This window comes from Pseudalkalibacillus hwajinpoensis, assembly GCF_039851965.1.
In the GTDB taxonomy this organism is placed as follows: domain Bacteria; phylum Bacillota; class Bacilli; order Bacillales; family Guptibacillaceae; genus Guptibacillus; species Guptibacillus hwajinpoensis_E.
In genome coordinates, this window is record NZ_CP156676.1 from 1 (window position 1) to 16,075 (window position 16,075).

General features: G+C 36.4%; 18 protein-coding genes. 10 read left to right on the plus strand and 8 right to left on the minus strand.

Annotation, left to right across the window (positions count from 1 at the left end):
- On the plus strand, positions 1-642 hold the full coding sequence (locus ABFG93_RS22895) for a DUF4352 domain-containing protein (RefSeq protein ID WP_347553256.1): 642 nt from the start codon (positions 1-3) through the stop codon (positions 640-642).
- Between the two features lie 77 nt (positions 643-719).
- Here ABFG93_RS22895 and ABFG93_RS22900 read toward each other — a convergent pair whose 3' ends face one another.
- Positions 720-992, minus strand: coding sequence for a DUF3967 domain-containing protein (locus tag ABFG93_RS22900; protein ID WP_347553257.1), 273 nt, complete (start codon positions 990-992; stop codon positions 720-722).
- Between the two features lie 195 nt (positions 993-1,187).
- Entirely contained in the window at positions 1,188-1,484 is a 297-nt protein-coding gene (locus ABFG93_RS22905) for a hypothetical protein (protein WP_347553258.1), read from the minus strand.
- 1,296 nt (positions 1,485-2,780) lie between these two features.
- On the opposite strand from ABFG93_RS22905, the gene ABFG93_RS22910 reads away from it, so the two are divergent.
- From ABFG93_RS22910 to ABFG93_RS22920, 3 genes are all read left to right on the plus strand, one after another.
- A protein-coding gene (locus tag ABFG93_RS22910) for an IS3 family transposase (protein WP_347550012.1) occupies positions 2,781-3,904 on the plus strand; the annotation gives its coding sequence in 2 pieces (ribosomal slippage) (positions 2,781-3,030 and positions 3,030-3,904; 1,125 coding nt in all).
- A gap of 4 nt (positions 3,905-3,908) precedes the next feature.
- Positions 3,909-4,148 carry a hypothetical protein gene (locus ABFG93_RS22915; protein WP_347553259.1) on the plus strand — a complete coding sequence of 80 codons (240 nt, stop codon included), beginning with the start codon at positions 3,909-3,911 and terminating at the stop codon, positions 4,146-4,148.
- Positions 4,149-4,809: 661 nt separating this feature from the next.
- Positions 4,810-5,622 (plus strand): hypothetical protein, encoded by an 813-nt coding sequence (locus ABFG93_RS22920; protein ID WP_347553260.1) that lies wholly within the window; start codon positions 4,810-4,812, stop codon positions 5,620-5,622.
- A 956-nt stretch (positions 5,623-6,578) separates the two neighbouring features.
- Here ABFG93_RS22920 and ABFG93_RS22925 read toward each other — a convergent pair.
- Both ABFG93_RS22925 and ABFG93_RS22930 read right to left on the minus strand, forming a co-directional pair.
- On the minus strand, positions 6,579-7,856 hold the full coding sequence (locus ABFG93_RS22925; RefSeq protein ID WP_347553261.1) for a replication protein: 1,278 nt from the start codon (positions 7,854-7,856) through the stop codon (positions 6,579-6,581).
- 472 nt (positions 7,857-8,328) lie between these two features.
- Positions 8,329-9,162, minus strand: coding sequence for a CsxC family protein (locus ABFG93_RS22930; RefSeq protein WP_347553247.1), 834 nt, complete (start codon positions 9,160-9,162; stop codon positions 8,329-8,331).
- 202 nt (positions 9,163-9,364) lie between these two features.
- Here ABFG93_RS22930 and ABFG93_RS22935 point away from each other — a divergent pair, with 202 nt between their 5' ends.
- A complete protein-coding gene (locus ABFG93_RS22935; RefSeq protein ID WP_347553248.1) occupies positions 9,365-9,610 on the plus strand; it encodes a hypothetical protein in 246 nt (81 codons plus the stop codon).
- A 164-nt stretch (positions 9,611-9,774) separates the two neighbouring features.
- Here ABFG93_RS22935 and ABFG93_RS22940 read toward each other — a convergent pair.
- A protein-coding gene (locus ABFG93_RS22940; RefSeq protein WP_431522057.1) for an IS3 family transposase occupies positions 9,775-11,105 on the minus strand; the annotation gives its coding sequence in 2 pieces (ribosomal slippage) (positions 9,775-10,724 and positions 10,724-11,105; 1,332 coding nt in all).
- A gap of 230 nt (positions 11,106-11,335) precedes the next feature.
- On the opposite strand from ABFG93_RS22940, the gene ABFG93_RS22945 reads away from it, so the two are divergent.
- The 3 genes from ABFG93_RS22945 (at position 11,336) to ABFG93_RS22955 (ending at position 12,555) form a co-directional block, all read left to right on the plus strand.
- Positions 11,336-11,554: a hypothetical protein gene (locus ABFG93_RS22945; protein WP_347553249.1), complete on the plus strand. Its 219-nt coding sequence runs from the start codon at positions 11,336-11,338 to the stop codon at positions 11,552-11,554.
- Between the two features lie 330 nt (positions 11,555-11,884).
- A complete protein-coding gene (locus ABFG93_RS22950) occupies positions 11,885-12,145 on the plus strand; it encodes an AbrB/MazE/SpoVT family DNA-binding domain-containing protein (protein ID WP_347553250.1) in 261 nt (86 codons plus the stop codon).
- Complete coding sequence (locus ABFG93_RS22955) at positions 12,145-12,555, plus strand: type II toxin-antitoxin system death-on-curing family toxin (protein WP_347553251.1); 411 nt, start codon at positions 12,145-12,147, stop codon at positions 12,553-12,555. Before ABFG93_RS22950 ends, ABFG93_RS22955 begins: the two co-directional genes overlap by 1 nt.
- Before the next feature lie 134 nt (positions 12,556-12,689).
- On the opposite strand, the gene ABFG93_RS22960 is transcribed toward ABFG93_RS22955, so the two are convergent.
- The gene (locus tag ABFG93_RS22960; RefSeq protein ID WP_347553252.1) at positions 12,690-13,469 is read right to left on the minus strand and encodes a hypothetical protein; all 780 of its coding nucleotides are present in this window, start codon (positions 13,467-13,469) and stop codon (positions 12,690-12,692) included.
- 689 nt (positions 13,470-14,158) lie between these two features.
- Here ABFG93_RS22960 and ABFG93_RS22965 point away from each other — a divergent pair.
- Together ABFG93_RS22965 and ABFG93_RS22970 are read left to right on the plus strand one after the other, a co-directional pair.
- Positions 14,159-14,596, plus strand: a complete 438-nt coding sequence (locus ABFG93_RS22965) for a type II toxin-antitoxin system RelE/ParE family toxin (RefSeq protein ID WP_347553253.1) — start codon at positions 14,159-14,161, stop codon at positions 14,594-14,596.
- Between the two features lie 26 nt (positions 14,597-14,622).
- Positions 14,623-14,916 carry a helix-turn-helix domain-containing protein gene (locus ABFG93_RS22970; protein WP_347553254.1) on the plus strand — a complete coding sequence of 98 codons (294 nt, stop codon included), beginning with the start codon at positions 14,623-14,625 and terminating at the stop codon, positions 14,914-14,916.
- Positions 14,917-15,025: 109 nt separating this feature from the next.
- On the opposite strand, the gene ABFG93_RS22975 is transcribed toward ABFG93_RS22970, so the two are convergent.
- Entirely contained in the window at positions 15,026-15,586 is a 561-nt protein-coding gene (locus tag ABFG93_RS22975; RefSeq protein ID WP_347553255.1) for a site-specific integrase, read from the minus strand.
- On the minus strand, positions 15,577-15,735 hold the full coding sequence (locus ABFG93_RS22980) for a hypothetical protein (protein WP_347553014.1): 159 nt from the start codon (positions 15,733-15,735) through the stop codon (positions 15,577-15,579). Before ABFG93_RS22980 ends, ABFG93_RS22975 begins: the two co-directional genes overlap by 10 nt.
- Positions 15,736-16,075: the final 340 nt, after the last annotated feature.

Sequence of the window (16,075 nt, forward strand, 5' to 3'; positions counted from 1 at the left end):
ATGGCTAAACTAGTAAACTGTAAAGCTTGTGAAAAGGAACTAGCAAAAGGGGTAAAAAAGTGTCCAAACTGCGGTAAAGACCAGCGTAGTTTCGTTATGAAACATAAGATTATTTCTTTTATCGGTATCATAGTAATTATAGGTGGTATTAGTAGCGCTCTGAGTGGAGGTAGCGATGAGGCTTCTACAGAAGTATCTGGTGAATCCAATAAAGAGGCAAAAGAGGAAACAACTTACTCATTGAACGACACGGTTGCTCTTAAAAAGACTGAAGTGACTGTCACTAATTTTGAAGAGAGAGATGAAGTTGGTGTATCTGGAGTAAGTAAGCAGGCCTCTGATGGTGGAACGCTCGTAGCAATTCAATACACCATTAAAAACATTTCTGAAGAGCCAGTGGGTGCATTCTCACTTCCTACAGTTAGCCTTGTGAACGAAAAAGGAACTAAGTTTGACTCTGACATTGACGCTACTTCTAACTATGCTGTCGAAACTGATGTCGATAACTCTAAGATCATGAGTGATTTAAATCCAGATATCACTGTGACAGATGTGAAAGTGTTCGAAGTATCAAAAGAGAAATTCCAATCAGGTAAATGGTTCATCTCAGTCGACGGAAAGCAAAAAGTAGCGTTGAAATAATAAAGAGAAAATCCCAATGATCCAAGCTGGATCATTGGGGTTTTTCATTTAACAAATTAGCCATTTTGTTTAACTAACTACCAAAGCTTCCACCATGGTTTTTTTGGCTTTTCGCTTTCTGATTCCTCATTCACCGGTTCGCCTTCTGCAGCAATCTGTTTCGCTTCCAAAGACTCATTCATGACTTTCATTAACTGTTCATCTCTTTGATCTAATCTTTCAGTTATGTACCGGTCCCTTTTATCTAATTCCTCTAATAATTGTTGATTGAATTCCTTCTGTTCATCCATCGCTTTTTTCAACTCTGACAAGGCTTCACTTACGGTTTTCTCGGCTTCAGGAGTAAGCACCTATGGAATTCCAGAGCAATTAAATACAACTCGCATTTCAGAAGTTCGGTCCTATGTAACTTCATGCTTACCAACCCCTTTAATAGATTGGTAGGTACATCCCCCGAATTCGAACAGAAAAAAATGAAGTGACTCGCCAGTCACTTCATTTTTATGGGAGAGAAGTTTTTAGTTATGCAGTTTCATTATAGATTATTAGTGAAGAATTGTTGTCATGATTGCTGCAGTTACTACAGCAGAAATAAATGATCCAATTACTAACCATCTAGGTGTCTCAGATCCTTTTCCTACAAAATATTCAACTAATGAAACCACTCCATAAAGAGCAATTGCTGGAAGACCGAGACCATTGATTGTAACTGTCCCCCCACTAAAAAGCATTAACGCTACAAATAACATCCCGTAAGAGAATGCTGCCATGGTTGCATTGCTTGTTTTTCCTAAAACTCTTTTAGGGGCCGATGAATTGTTATCAAGAATTCCTTCACGCATATAGATAATACCTCCTTCCAGCAGTAAACCCCACAGCTAAAACTCCTAATAGGTTTATAAAAAGTTGCCAGTCTACCCCTTTGTTACCAAACTGTATCAATATTGAGTCCATCTTTCAGTCCCCTTCCAAATAACACAGTTCGACTGAAAAGATACTTTTTCCTTCTCGTACGTACTGTTTACGACATAGAGTAAACGCTTAAAATGTCGTTGCGCTCCCACTTTCAGAACGTTATAATACTAGTAATCACATACGAACGGACAAAATAAAAAGCCATTTCCATAATGTACAGTGTCGCCAAACACTATACGGAAATGACTTACCCTGTTAAACCTCTCACAGCAACAACAGGGAAAAACACTATTTCGATAAGCCTATTTTAACGGTTTATATAGATATTTTCAACCGTTAAGTTTTGCTAGTTTCAAACATATCTGGGCTGAAGGTGTATTTTCCTGAATTTCTAACGTTGTATCTTGTTAGAGGTTAGGGAAAGTACGCCTTTTTAGTTTGTTGTTCAGTCGTGGAAAGCCTAGTAACACGACTAGAAACTAAACTTGACAGGTTATGTCTTAGCCAACGCAATAACTAAGACACTCCTCATTGGATTCCTATTCATTCAGTGAGGTAAGGTGAGAACTACCTTTAAAGGTTCGGTGGTTATCGTTGACATTACGGTGTCAGGGAACACGTTCAGCTTGTCGCATAGGGGCGATATTATGTAGAGGACAAGCCATAGGCAGAGGGCGTGTGTAGAGAAATCTACTGAGTGAATAGGGTCTGTACATACGGAACACTGGGAATCCCAAATTCAGTAATTCAGACACTTATCCCTCCTATTCTGTTAGATTTCTTTTTTAGCTTTCTTTCAGCATAGGGGATAAGTCTGTCTACCAGCCATTTTCCTAGGTCAACCCAATTCAGTCAAAAGGTCAAATGATAGTCAAGAGAATTCATTAAAATAAGTGGAGAAAACGTTAGTTGAGGTAAAGAGGTTTTGAGGTTAACCACGATGCAAAGCTAGTGATCTACATAAGGGGGTGAAGGGAAATGAAGGGAGTACAGTGCTTTTTGATTAACAAAAGGAAAGGTGAATTAAAAGATTATCAAATGAATATAATGAACTTCAGAGAAAAAACGAAGGTTTAACAAAGAAACTAAGGGGATAGAGGTAGTTAACTTGGAAAAGCGTATTTTTGAAGTTAAAGAAAAATATGAATCGGCTACACTCAGTTAGACAAATAAATTAAGGTCATATAGACTTTACTAAAACCTTTATATGAGGAGCGTCTATTATGACCAAACGATCACGGCGTACGTTTACTAAGGAATTCAAACAACAGATGGTTCAACTTCATGAAAACGGTAAGCCCAGAAGTGAAATTATTAAAGAGTATGAGCTAACACCTTCTTCATTGGATCGGTGGATTAGTCAGTTTACAGAAAGTGGTTCATTCAAGGAAAGTGATAATCGTTCGCCTGAAGAAACGGAACTCATGAAGTTACGAAAAGAAAATCAACGCTTATCGATGGAGAATGATATTTTAAAGCAGGCCGCGCTGATCATGGGACGAAAGTAAATGTGATTCAGAATAATCGTCACAAATACTCGGTATCAGCAATGTGCGATGTCCTGAAACTTCCTCGAAGTACTTATTATTATGAAGCTAAAGTGGTGGAATCAAATGAAGACGAACTGAAAGAGCTTATCCGAAAAATCTTTCACGAAAGCCGTCAAAACTATGGAACACGTAAGATTAAAATCGAGCTCAAAAAGCGAGATTGGATTGTTTCCAGGCGTCGGATTGGGCGCATCATGAAAGAGCTTGGACTTGTTTCAAAATACACCATCGCTCAATTCAAACCATCGAAAAGCTCGTGTAATGAGTCTGAGCAGGCAAACGAATTGAACCGTGAATTTCATCAGGATCAAAAATTAAAAGTGGTTGTCAGTGACTTAACGTATGTTCGTGTCGGACAAAGATGGCACTACATCTGTGTCTTTGTCGATCTATTTAACCGCGAAATAATTGGCTACAGTGCAGGTCCACGAAAAGACGCCAGCCTTGTCTACCGTGCTTTCTCTAGCATTAAAGGAAATCTGCATGACATTGAGCTATTTCACACGGATCATGGCAATGAGTTTAAGAATAGATTGATTGATGAGGCCTTAGAAACTTTCCAAATCAAACGTTCCTTAAGCTTTAAAGGATCACCTTATGATAATGCCGTCGCTGAAGCGATGTTTAAGGTCATCAAAACTGAGTTTGTTTATCAAACCCACTTCGAAAGCCAAGCGCAGCTCAATATAGAACTTTTTGATTACGTACACTGGTACAACAACATTAGAATCCATGGTACTTTGGGCTATTTAAGTCCGATTGAATACAAGTCTATGAACCTTAAAATAGCTGTCTAGTTTAGTGTTGACATTCCAATATTTGGTCGAGGTCGAGAACCCAAACACTCCTAAAAATGCTAGAGGATATTATCTATGGGAAGTATCAATTGCTGTTAAAGATAAGGAATATAGAGGTAAGGCCGTAAAGATAAGAGATGAATACGTAGAATTTACAACAACATGGCAGAACATCCCCGAAGGTAAGGATGCTTTAGAATACATGCTAGAAATTATAGAAAGAAAAACGTATAAGTACAAGTAGTAACCAAAGGCACTCTCAGGGTGCTTTTTTAAATAGGTGAAAGGAAATGTAAGAGGATGTCTATTGATATTTTATTGAAAAAAGACGCTGAGAATCTTACTTATGAGGATTGGAAATCTTACATTGCCTCTAAAAATAATATTGATGATATACGTCTAAGGATTTGAACAAACTGGTTGATCATACGCACGGTATTTCTAGAGTCATAAAAAAAGACGTTTTCGTTCATCTCATTATCACAATCGATGATCAATGCTTGTCCCACAACTTTTTTCCTCCTACATCATTTATTAATAACCTTAATTGACTTTAAATTAAGATTTTATTATTTATAAAAACATAAATTACAGGATCTTTTACACTACTATTGTTGCATTATGGTAAATTCAGTTTTGATTTCTTCTTAAATAAATTCACTCAAACCCGCAGGCACTTTTTCTCTTTGTCCACGTCACAAAAAACTTATTCCCTCCATTACGAACAACTAAATCCCAACTCAATTAACCAAAGAATACAATTCAATCAAACTATTGTGATTGAATTAAATTAAGATCAAACTTATGAAAATTCAATTTTAATTTAAATTCAATTCAAGTTATAATGTAATCAACTCTCTTAATTCACTTACAGTTCAACCTAAATCCGAAAGGAGGACAATAAGTTGACTGAATTAGAATGGCTCACGCTAAAAGAATGCGCTAATAAATTCGAGATTGATCATAACCGTTTGCGCGATTGGACTAATAAAGGATTAGTAGAATACGATAAGCGTTCGAATCAACGTTACATACCTTCTAGTGAATTTATCAAAATCGAAAAAATCATTAAGATCTTCGAAGAAGCCAAAAAAGCCGGTACCAGGAAAACGTTTGACGATGTGAAAACTGAGCTGCAGAAGGAAAATCTCTTTACCCAATACCAGGAAGATCAGGAAAAAAAGAAGATTGAGCGAACAACAGAAATAGCCCTTAATTCAATTAATACTGAATTAAAGGATACTTTAATGGCGATGGCTAACGGTTTTAAACAAATTCAAGAGGAAAACCAATTAATTAAAAGTCAATTCAATCAACTATTAGAACAGCATAACGAAGCTCTACAGAAAATAAACGCGTTAGAAACAAATCTCAACAATTTTGGAGAGAACCATATTCAAATTGCCGCAGCCATTGAATCACAAACATCTCAGGAAAAAGAAACCACTGATCAAATTTCCAAGCTCAATAAAAAAGTAGAAGAGTTTATTCTAAATGACCGCGAAAAGCGAGCAAATGACATGTTAACTAAAAAGAAAATTGAAACTCAATTAGAACAAGATGCATTGGCAATCTGGTATAAAAAACCTGAAGAGGAGCGAATAAAAAAGGTTGGTTTCTTCAAAAAAGAAGAAGATCAAAGTAAGCGCAATGCATTTATTAAAGAATATGTAACCTTACACTTTGATAATCGAATTCAAAAAGAATACCAAGACTAACCACCAAAGAGCAAAGAATGATTTTCTTTGCTCTAAATCATGTACAATCCATAAAAATAACTACCAAACAAATAATACTTTAAAAACACGACCTTCATTCACTCTCAAATACCACTTAAAAATTATTACGTTTAAATCTCATAGATTAATCCAAAGCCCTACCAGATCTAAAAACAGACCCTACCAAATACAACAAAATCACTCCATCTATTTAATGACTCCCTAAAACTACCTAAAAGTAAAAATAAACCCCTTTAAAACCTTCTCTCCACACTTATATCCACCTCAAAAGAAAGACATAACCATTAAAATCTAATTCAACTGTATAACCTAACACACACAAAAAAGAGCCTACCTTACAACGAGTAGTAGAAGACCTCGGCTATGCCTACGAAGTAGAGGCGAGGTCTTCTACTGGTTACGATGTTGTAAGATAGGCTCTAACCCTTGATATAAAAGGATTAAGTAACGAATAAAAACCGAAATAAAATAGAAATTGATTAACTTCTTATTAACCTCTCATTTGCGGTAATAGATTAAAAAATTAGAAAAAGACGTACGCCCCCCAAACAATAGATAAAAAAATAACCTCCCACTAATATAAAGAGACAGACCCTGTCCCCCAAAGCAGAACGCAAAAATAAGGCTCCATAAAGAAGCCAGAGCTACGCCCCATAATATAAAGGGACAGACCTGTTCCGGTTTATAATTTCCGGACTAAGTTTAAGAACGGAATATAAAGAGACAGACCCTGGGACAAAAAAAGGCTCCATAAAGGAGCCAGGGCTACGCCCCATAATATAAAGGGACAGACCATTACAAACTTTTATTTATGCTGTTCCGGTCCAGAATAAACGTAAATAGTTCCAAAAAAACACAATAATAAAAAAGGCTCCATAAAGGAGCCAGGGCTACGCCCCATAATATAAAGGGACAGACCATTACAAACTTTTATTTTAAAGTTCTCTCTTAAGTTGATCAATCCTATACACCGATACATTTAATAGCTCTGCTAATTCTTTACGACGTGCATTAGGATATTTATCTAATGCTTTTCTCAACAAAAAGAGCTTGTCCAGAGTTATATCCGTCTGTTCTTCCAAATACTGCTCTCGCTTCTTCACGCCCTCATTGCGGCGTTTTTCTCTTTTAGCAATAGTATTTCTCTTACGCTTCTCAAAACGGCCTATAAGCGTCTTAAAATGGCTCTGTTCATCTTCTGTAATCGCAAGCCACTCAATAAGCGTACTGTTTTTTAAATTGTACCCGGCTCCAGGGTAGCCTTTTTCTTTGGCCAAACGGTTGGCTTCTTCATTACTTTTCGCATCCCAGGCCTTTTGAGCGCTCTTTGTCGCGCGTAATACTTCTTTCTCTGGTAATGGCTCTTTAAATTGAGAATTAAAAAAGAGCGTTTGATGTATCGCTTCGTCTGGATCGGCTAAGTAGCAACACTGCCAGTAGCGATATAAGAAGCATATGAGTTCACGATATCCTTTCACATCGTAGTTCCTTAACTCAACGAGCTTTACGAGATCCAATAAACGCGCATGATGAAGAGAATATGTATTGAATAGCTGCTGCACTTTCTTAGGACGACCGCGTTTAGAGGGCGTTTTTTTCGTCTTCAGAACCGGTAAATACTCCTCTTGCAGCGTTCGTAACGCGTATCGGTAATCATGCCGATATTCTACATGAACCTCTTCACCATTCTTCGAATTAATGCTACCGTCTATCCGAAAAACGCGCGCTGCATCACTCGCCTTAGCATCTCCACCGAACTCTTTCAACTGCTGCAGTAAATACTGCTGAACAGCCTGCCATAGGGGGAGAGCTTTATAAGGAACTGGATCTATAAGCCAAATTAAAACCAGACCCTGACCGGAGAAAATAATGATATTAGGTTCAGGAATTAACTGATCAAAAAACTCGAGCTGTAACTTTCCTAGAAGCCATTGGGGATCCAGATTCAATAAATAACAGTCCGTATCAACATATAGGGACCGCAGCTCACGAATCGTCTCAATTTGTCGACTAGGTTTGTAAAACGTATTTTGACTAAAATAAATGTCCTCACCGAGCCATTTAGACAGATGGTTGGCCAATTCATTCGGCTTATAATGGTATTGCTTAAATCCTGTCTTTGTTTTTCTTGCTAGGGTAATATAACCGGATGAATCCTTATGTTGAAACCATGTATGGTACTGTGCTTTTTTTAATATGTTGGCATTTTCCATAAAAAAATCCTCCCCAATAGTGGAAGGATTCATATACCCTGTGGTAGAATTAAAAGTAACTTATACAAATAAAAGGGTACAGATGAATCCTTTTTAGTTGTCGAGAAAACCCCAAGCCGGCCAAAGCAGAGGGGTTTTTTCATGTTTATATTCATTCTACCAAACTTTTAAAATAACTTCTCTAAGTTTTGGAAAACTAAAGTGAAATCTCAAATGCCTCAATCAATAGATTTTATAGATAACAAATACATAAATGAGATAAGAAAGCGCGCAAGCCATATTGGTTTGCGCGCTTTTACATAATCATTGATTATCGGCATGAAAAAGGATCTTCGTTTGAAGAACCTTTTTTCTGCTGAATTAATACTATTATATTAATTAATTTTAATACCAGAGTATTTTTTCAAGTACACAGTTTTGAGCCCGGTACAATACCGAGTTCATACTAAACAAGTCACCAAACAAAATATTATTAATGACTGTGTGGCGGATAGTGTCCACCACGGTCAATGTGGACTTGTTGATTTTGTAGAACTTTAAGTGTAATTTCAACCACCATTTTTTCTTCAATTTTAGTGAATGTACCTTCTTCAAAAGGAGCTTCCATGCATTCTCCGTTATGATTGAAAACAGTACCCATTTTGCGATCAAGAGCTTCATCATACTCAATAAATTTACTAGAAATTAATTCGCAAAACGGAAGTTCATTAAATACTTCTCCACTGATTTGGTCATATTGCGAAAAATCTGCAGAAAGCAGTTTTTCCTTTTGAGAGAATCCTTGTCCTTGAGGAAGCTTGCTTGCAGTAAAGAAAGTAAAGTCTCTTGTATCTGGATTAGACTCAAAATGAGGCTTGTTAAGGAAATCAATTTCTGTTACAGCTTCAAAAGGAATATCAACAGTTAGGGAGTGGATACTTGAAAGTACTTGATGACGATTAGAGTGTTTAGGAGTAGCATATTGAATGTTTTTACGTACAAAACCTTTAATAAAAAGCTTGTTGGTAGGAAGTAATAGACGGCATTGAGTCAATTTTAAATGTTTTTTGATTTTTTTAATTTCAAGTACTGGCTCAGGAAAATCAATTTTTGCATCCAGGTCGATTTGGATTGTAGTTTCACCAAGAACTACAGGGACTTTTGCGTAAGCTTTCTCAATGGCACGAGGCTCAACTGGTTTGTTATTAACTCCAGGTACTACTGAATTTTTTTGGCTTTTTTTTGGTTTAGATCCTGGATAATAAGGTTTTGAACTTTTGGACTCACTAGAGCCCTTTCTTTCATAGTTTTTCGAATCGTTTGACATCTTATCTCTCCTTTTAAATAGATTACCTATATACTTGTAATATATTATCAAGGTAAAAAAATGCATGAGGTGAATCCCCCTGTCTATTAGCCTTTTTTTGGGGGGAGGAATCAGAAAATTGTTAGTTGATTATAGTGTACTTGTACAGTCCAAGTGATAGATTCATCATAATTTATAATAAATCAGTAAAAGGAGGAATAAGATGGGAAACGATAACAGGACCCGTAGAACAAGAGCTGTGGTAGATGTGGATGATGTAATTATTCGCGCTGAAAATATAGTTATTGTTGGAGACCGAAATAGAGAAGATAATAGCCAGGTAGCAGACATCGAGAGTTTTGATGATGGTGAATTGGAAAATGTGGATATTAGACGAAACAAATATTATCAGGATGATAGGCTGGAAGTATCGGAAGAAATTCATTACTATGGCTCTAAAAGAATATAAAATATAGATATAATAGGGTTTAATAGGATTCTGCCACTCTCTGGATTGTAAAAAATAGGCAGGGTGGAAAATTCCACCTGCCTAACTATATTAAAGCTATTAATAAAAAAAGAAATCTATCTTCTTTAATATGTACCCTTTGTAAAGGACAGTTTAAAAAAAGTCTAAGCAGCTTGTGAAAGATGATCTCTGTATTGTACAGGGGTCATCTTTTTTCGATTCCATTGATATCTATGGTGGTTATAGTAGATCATGTATTGTTTGATTTCCTTGTGAACATCTTCTAATGTTAGGCATGCCTTAAAATAGGTTTCGTCTTTCAAGTGTCCAAAGAATGACTCGATTGGGGCATTGTCCCAACAGTTTCCTCTTCTAGACATTGATTGACGGAACCCAAGTCTTTTTACCATCCTTTGATATTCGGGATGAGTATAGTGAGTTCCTTGATCTGAGTGAATGAGCGCATCCTTATGTTTCTTGAATTTTCTATTCTTCTTAAGTTTTTGGAGTGTATCTGTAGCTAAGTCCATGGTTATCCGGTCTGAGACATGATAGGCGAGAGCCTCTCCACTGGCCCCATCCAATATCATTGATAAATAAGCTCTAGAATTTCTCCCAAAGCTCAAATAGGTGATGTCTGTTAATAGGACTTTCCCGGGCTCTCCTTGGTTGAATTGACGCTCTAATAAGTTAGGGGCCACTGAGTGTTCCTGGGTAGCTTTCATTAAACGTCTGTAAGGATTTGCTTTCCTAATAGGGCAGACAATATTATATTTTTTCATGATTCGTCGTATTCTTTTCAAGTTATAAATAATCTTAAATTTGCCTGCCAAGGTCATTTTTATTTGGCGTGCACCTTTTTTGCGTCGTTTATATCGGTATGCATTTAAAATGATCTCTTTTACTTCTTCATCCCTAGCTTCTCTGTGTTTTCTGCGTTCTTGTGCCTTAAGAGAAAAGTAATTATAATATCCACTTTTAGAAACTCCAGCTACTCCACAAAGGTATCTCACCATGTTTTTCAGCTGATATTTCTCAATCACGGAACGGATAAGAATAAACTTTTGGCTTGGCGAGAGGACTACTTCTTTAGCCCCCTTTCCGCAAAACGAATCTTTTTTAAGAGTTCATTTTCAGCCTTAAGTAAGTTGATTTGTGCTTCCAGTCGAGCGTTCTTTTCATCAAGGGACATATCTCTTTCTCTAGGTCTCCCAGAATGGCCTTTCCTTGTGTCATTTAGCCCGATAACGCCATTCTTTTTATAAGCTGCACTCCACCTTTTACTTGCGGCTTGAATACGTGTCATTCCGATAATATTCGTATCAAATCCACACTCTTCAAAGATCTGCCTTGAGAACTTTCCTTTTTCCTTCTCAGCTATAAATATCCGTTTGAATTCATCCGTATACGTGATTGCCTTTGTGCTGAGCACTTTCACATAAGGATTAGTGGATAATTGTTTAATTTCTTTCTCTGTAAATGTCTTTTTACTCATGATGTTTTCCCCAGTCTATACAAAGTTGTCTATGTTTCATTATACAAAAAAGCACCCCATAGGTAGACTTTTTTTACGTGTCTACACTATAGGGTACATTTTACTTCAAAGGAAGAGTCTTTTTATTGGTAAGGCTTTAAAAAACGGCTTTTTATACATGGTACTAGTACATTCATTTAAAAAAACAAATTCATATAGTAAATTATCAAGTTATAAAGGAGGGAAAAAATATGGGATCCAATAGTAATGGTAGAACAAGAGCTGTGGTACTTGTAGATGATGTCATTGTCCGTGCTGATAATATTATTATCGTTGGAGATAGAGATAGAGATAACAATAACAATAACAATGGACAAGTTGCAGGAGTGACAGACAATTTTAGAAGATCTCCAGGAAATATTAAGAATGTAGTTGATGATATTCTGGATGAAGTTTGCAACCGTCGTTAACCTTAACTGGGACATGCTTGCTCTTTGATTATGATTTAAAAATTTGTCAGACTCTGAAGTTTTTTCCAAATTAACCCAACCAACAAAAACCTTTTTGAATAGTATGTAAAACATCTCTCCGTTTAGTCTTGTTCTTGATCTTGGTTTTGGTCTTGATCTTAAAAAACGCTGATAAAGCGTTTTTTTTACAAATCTAGTTTACATAATGAAGCTTATTGGAAATGAATGATAATGAAAACTTTGATATAATCATAAGTAAATACGTATATACAGTATAATGGTTTAACTTTTTACTGATTGAAGCATACTATGAAAGGGGAAAAAATTAAAATGAGCGCGGTGAATGAAATGGAACGAAAAGTCATTAAAATGGGAAACAGCTTAGGGGTTAACATGACGGAAGCCTTGAAACGAATTGGAGCCAAAAAAGGCGATGCCTTGGCCATTGAAATTGAAAATGGGGAAATCAAAATTAAAAAGCAGCAAACCAAAGTGGATCTTCCGGCAGGACTAAGCGAGGATTTTTTCGACGTATTAGAAAGTACGATCCAAGATTATGACCAAACCTTAAAAGGGTTAAAAGATCGATAATGAGTGAAATTCGTTATGTAACGGAAGCAGAAACGGTCGCACTAAATCTGTATCTCATTCGCAAATATAGCCCAAGTGAAACAGCAGGGGTGAAAGATTCAGCACTCCTTAATTCAGCCATTAATCGACCCAAACAGTCCGTTTTAGGAGAAGAAGCTTATCCCTCTATTGCAGCGAAAGCAGCTGCCTTGTTTGAATCACTCGCTAAAAATCATGCTTTTCATAATGCGAATAAACGAACAGCTTTTACCGCCCTACTCCAATTTTTAAAATATAATCACTTCACATTAACGATGGAACCGAAACAAGCAGAGGATTTCACCGTAGATACAGTAAATCATAAGTACACGTTCGAAGAATTAGTTCAAACAATCGAAAATTATACGAAACCCATGCCTACTTCAAGCTGAAATGGGCATTTTTTTGCACCTATTTTTGAAGTTCAATTTTATCTTACCTTGAAGGACATGTGATAGTGCCCAACCCTAAAAAAAAGCACCTGTATTCAAACTTCAGGCGCTTTTCATAATTCAACTTATCGGAACTAATAACTGTTATCTTTATTTTTGTGTCTCTCATAATCATCTAAAATAACTTTTAAAAGGCGCTCTATGGCTAAATAAATAGTTATTATAATGTATACAAAATAATCCTCAAAGCTATTCGTAGGCGGCGAATCAGTTACAACTAAGAACTTATTAAACGTGCCTTTAATTGCTAGAAATACTAGAAGAATATACACAACTATTTTTCGCATTTCCATGCTTTCTTTATCTCGAAAAGCCATATATACCCATATTATTAATCCTATAGGTAATATAGTGAAAATAGTATAATAACCACTTAGGTTCAATCTCAATAACGGTACTAATTGAAAAATAAAGAGAAAAAATACAACCAAGTTAAATAATGAAGGTAACTGTAAAAACACCAAACTAATTTTCCTGATTATATAATTATTTTTTGGTAAGCTACTATGAATGGTATCTATAATTCCTTTAAACTTCATTTTTGACTTTAGATTAGAAATCACAATAGATAGTAGTATCAATACGATTGCAAAAACGAAAAAAATCAAATTCTTAACATAGGTTGTAAATTCAATAAAAAACAGGAAAAATACTCCTATTGCTATAAAGAGGAAAATTAACTCTAAGCCGATAAAAACAGATTCTCGTTTTGCCTGTTTAATTATTAATCTTGATAGTTTATTAGATATAATTTCAACACTAGGAATAATTAATTTATTGAACAAAACATACAGCAATCCTATTAATATTGAAATCATAATAACACTAGTACAAATAATGATTAGGTTGTACATAAAGCCTACCTCCTAAAGAACCAATATTGCTACATGGTAACGACCGATTGAAGCAGAGTTGTTCCTTTAAACAAGCTTAAAACAATATAGAAATGCGATTACAGAAAGTTATATAAGTAAATAATACATATATATCGAATACGAAAAAAAGAGAGTAACGAAAAGAATACGAAGTCGAACGAAAACCATCGACATTAACGAAAATGCCTTATATAATTAAGTTAAAATATAATTGCTACTCTCTTCGTAATACTCGTTTTTCAACTTCACTGTGGAACGTACCACGGAACATTCCATGGTACGTTCCACAAATGAAATTTATAGATAAAACATACAAAGAAACCAGGTGCTGATACACCTGGTTTGCTGCAACTGCCCTTTTGACTAGATCACTAAATTCGACTTTCTTTGTTTGCAGACAAAGGAAGTCATTTTTTTATTTTTTCAATAAGCACAACAATGAAGCTCAAAAGCGAGATGAGCAAAATATTGCTCATAATAATCATCATTTAATCACCTCCTTATTGGAGGTTTTAGCAGTGCAGCTCAAGAATATTTTATCACGCTAATTAGATTTAAAGTGAAAATCCTTTCGACATATCTTTAAAAAGAAATAACAATAAAAACTTCCTTTTCGATAGCATAAATGCTATCATTAAGGTAATAATATTGAGTAAAGGTTGAAGTTTATGCCCTATGACATTATTTACGAAGGAAACGTTAAAGCATTTGAGCACTATTTGCTCCACAAAGCAGAACAAGAATTTCAACAAAGAGGACACAGGGGCATGTGGTGTCAGTTAACCGATATCTATCTCCGCCAACTTAAAATTATTATGGAAGATCCATTCCCACCAGCTGAGGTCGATACAGATGATGACGAAGATCCTCCGTCCATAAAACACCTCACTGTAAATGTTGCCTTTGACAATTTTTTTCGTTGGGGATTACGAATACCAAGAACTAGGACTGGGAACCATCGAATTATATTTGCGATTCATAATTATCATAAAGTTGTCCTTCTCCATCACTTTGATAAAAAATATAATGGTGCCATTCAAATCAAGGACATTCAACCAGCCGAAGCACGCTATGAAAATTATTGTGTTCACGACCCAACATACTGATTTTTTCTAAGAAAGGATTGAATAAAATGAGTGATGTTTTTAAAAAATACGCTGACATAGTGGGCAATGATCACGTTGAAAAACTTCAACAACAAGGATACATTGCTGCTCAAATCAAAAAACAGCGTCGCCAATTAAAGATTTCCCAACAAGAACTTGCTGACCGGATTGGGAAGCCTAAATCAACAATTGGTCGAATTGAAGCTGGACTTACTGTTCCACGTGCAGATACACTGTATTCACTATCTAAAGCTTTAAATATCCCGTTTATCATTGATGGTACAGATCAGGACTCACCTAATAACTATTTGGAAGTATGATTTCTTAATAAAAAGCCCAAACGAGAATGTAGTAATGTATTCTCATTTGGGCTTTTTATGGATCAATGTGAAACTGAAACGATACACGCCACATACGTTACCGTCTTCTTTATAACGAAAAGCTATCCATCACAGAATTGATCATGTCATCATTGATCCCAATATACCTCAGCGTAATCGACGGACTACTGTGGCCAAAAATTTCCTGCAACATCGCCACATCCTTCGTGCGCTGGTAAAAGTGATACCCGAACGTCTTCCGCAGCGTATGCGTCCCGATCGCGCCTTCAATCCCGACCACCTTTGCCGCCTCATTGATGATCTTCCAGGCCATCACCCGGCTGATCGGCTTGTTGCCCTGGCGTGATGAAAATAAATAGTCCGACGCTGTTAAACCCTTCGTGTATTTCGCAATCTCCTGCTGTAGGGCCACCGTCATGCGGACTTTCCGGATCTTGCCGGTCTTTTGCTCCTTAATCCGCAAATGCGTGGCTGAAGCCACATCCATCACCCTTAAGGGCAGGATATCACCAATCCGTAAGCCCGAATTGATCCCAAACGCAAATAAGAAGTAATCGCGGTACGATTTATGCAACAAATGCTCCTTCATCTCCCGGATCTGGTCCGGATCGCGAATCGGTTCGACCGTATTGGCACCTTTTAGTCCCATGCTTCTTCCTCCTCATCCGAAAACAGCACTTCACGCAATTCCACCGGCTGCTGCTTCATCTCATTTGCACATCGCTGACAGACGGTCACCTCATCGACCGTTAGGTAAGCGACCACATCGCCTGGTTCAAAATCCCGAAAGCACGCCACACAATTGGAGGACCAGGTGTGTCCCTTTATACGCACGGTAAACCCCCTCTTCTATTCAATACGTTTCGTCTAGTTATACTATACCATTCAATATGTTAAGGTGAAAACCCTTTTTCTTATCGACATACGAAAAAACCCCTTTCCGGGCAAGGGGTTTCGGTTCTTTTATGGGGTTTTGGCGAGTTTAACAAACTAGTCATTTTGTTAATCTAGAATTTTCCGATTCACTCAACCCATTGTGTTCCTAAAATTGAATTATAAGGAAAAGTATTGTAAAAAAAGGAATTTAATAAGATAATAAACTTGTAAATACCAAATATTAAATCAATCGGGGGATAAA

Bases quoted from the DNA above. Each gene is read 5' to 3' on its own strand.
- ABFG93_RS22895 (WP_347553256.1), top strand. From the start codon at position 1: ATGGCTAAACTAGTAAACTGTAAAGCTTGTGAAAAGGAACTAGCAAAA.
- ABFG93_RS22905 (WP_347553258.1), bottom strand. From the start codon at position 1,484: ATGCGTGAAGGAATTCTTGATAACAATTCATCGGCCCCTAAAAGAGTT.
- ABFG93_RS22925 (WP_347553261.1), bottom strand. From the start codon at position 7,856: ATGGAAAATGCCAACATATTAAAAAAAGCACAGTACCATACATGGTTT.
- ABFG93_RS22930 (WP_347553247.1), bottom strand. From the start codon at position 9,162: ATGTCAAACGATTCGAAAAACTATGAAAGAAAGGGCTCTAGTGAGTCC.
- ABFG93_RS22935 (WP_347553248.1), top strand. From the start codon at position 9,365: ATGGGAAACGATAACAGGACCCGTAGAACAAGAGCTGTGGTAGATGTG.
- ABFG93_RS22945 (WP_347553249.1), top strand. From the start codon at position 11,336: ATGGGATCCAATAGTAATGGTAGAACAAGAGCTGTGGTACTTGTAGAT.
- ABFG93_RS22950 (WP_347553250.1), top strand. From the start codon at position 11,885: ATGAGCGCGGTGAATGAAATGGAACGAAAAGTCATTAAAATGGGAAAC.
- ABFG93_RS22955 (WP_347553251.1), top strand. From the start codon at position 12,145: ATGAGTGAAATTCGTTATGTAACGGAAGCAGAAACGGTCGCACTAAAT.
- ABFG93_RS22960 (WP_347553252.1), bottom strand. From the start codon at position 13,469: ATGTACAACCTAATCATTATTTGTACTAGTGTTATTATGATTTCAATA.
- ABFG93_RS22965 (WP_347553253.1), top strand. From the start codon at position 14,159: ATGCCCTATGACATTATTTACGAAGGAAACGTTAAAGCATTTGAGCAC.
- ABFG93_RS22970 (WP_347553254.1), top strand. From the start codon at position 14,623: ATGAGTGATGTTTTTAAAAAATACGCTGACATAGTGGGCAATGATCAC.
- ABFG93_RS22975 (WP_347553255.1), bottom strand. From the start codon at position 15,586: ATGGGACTAAAAGGTGCCAATACGGTCGAACCGATTCGCGATCCGGAC.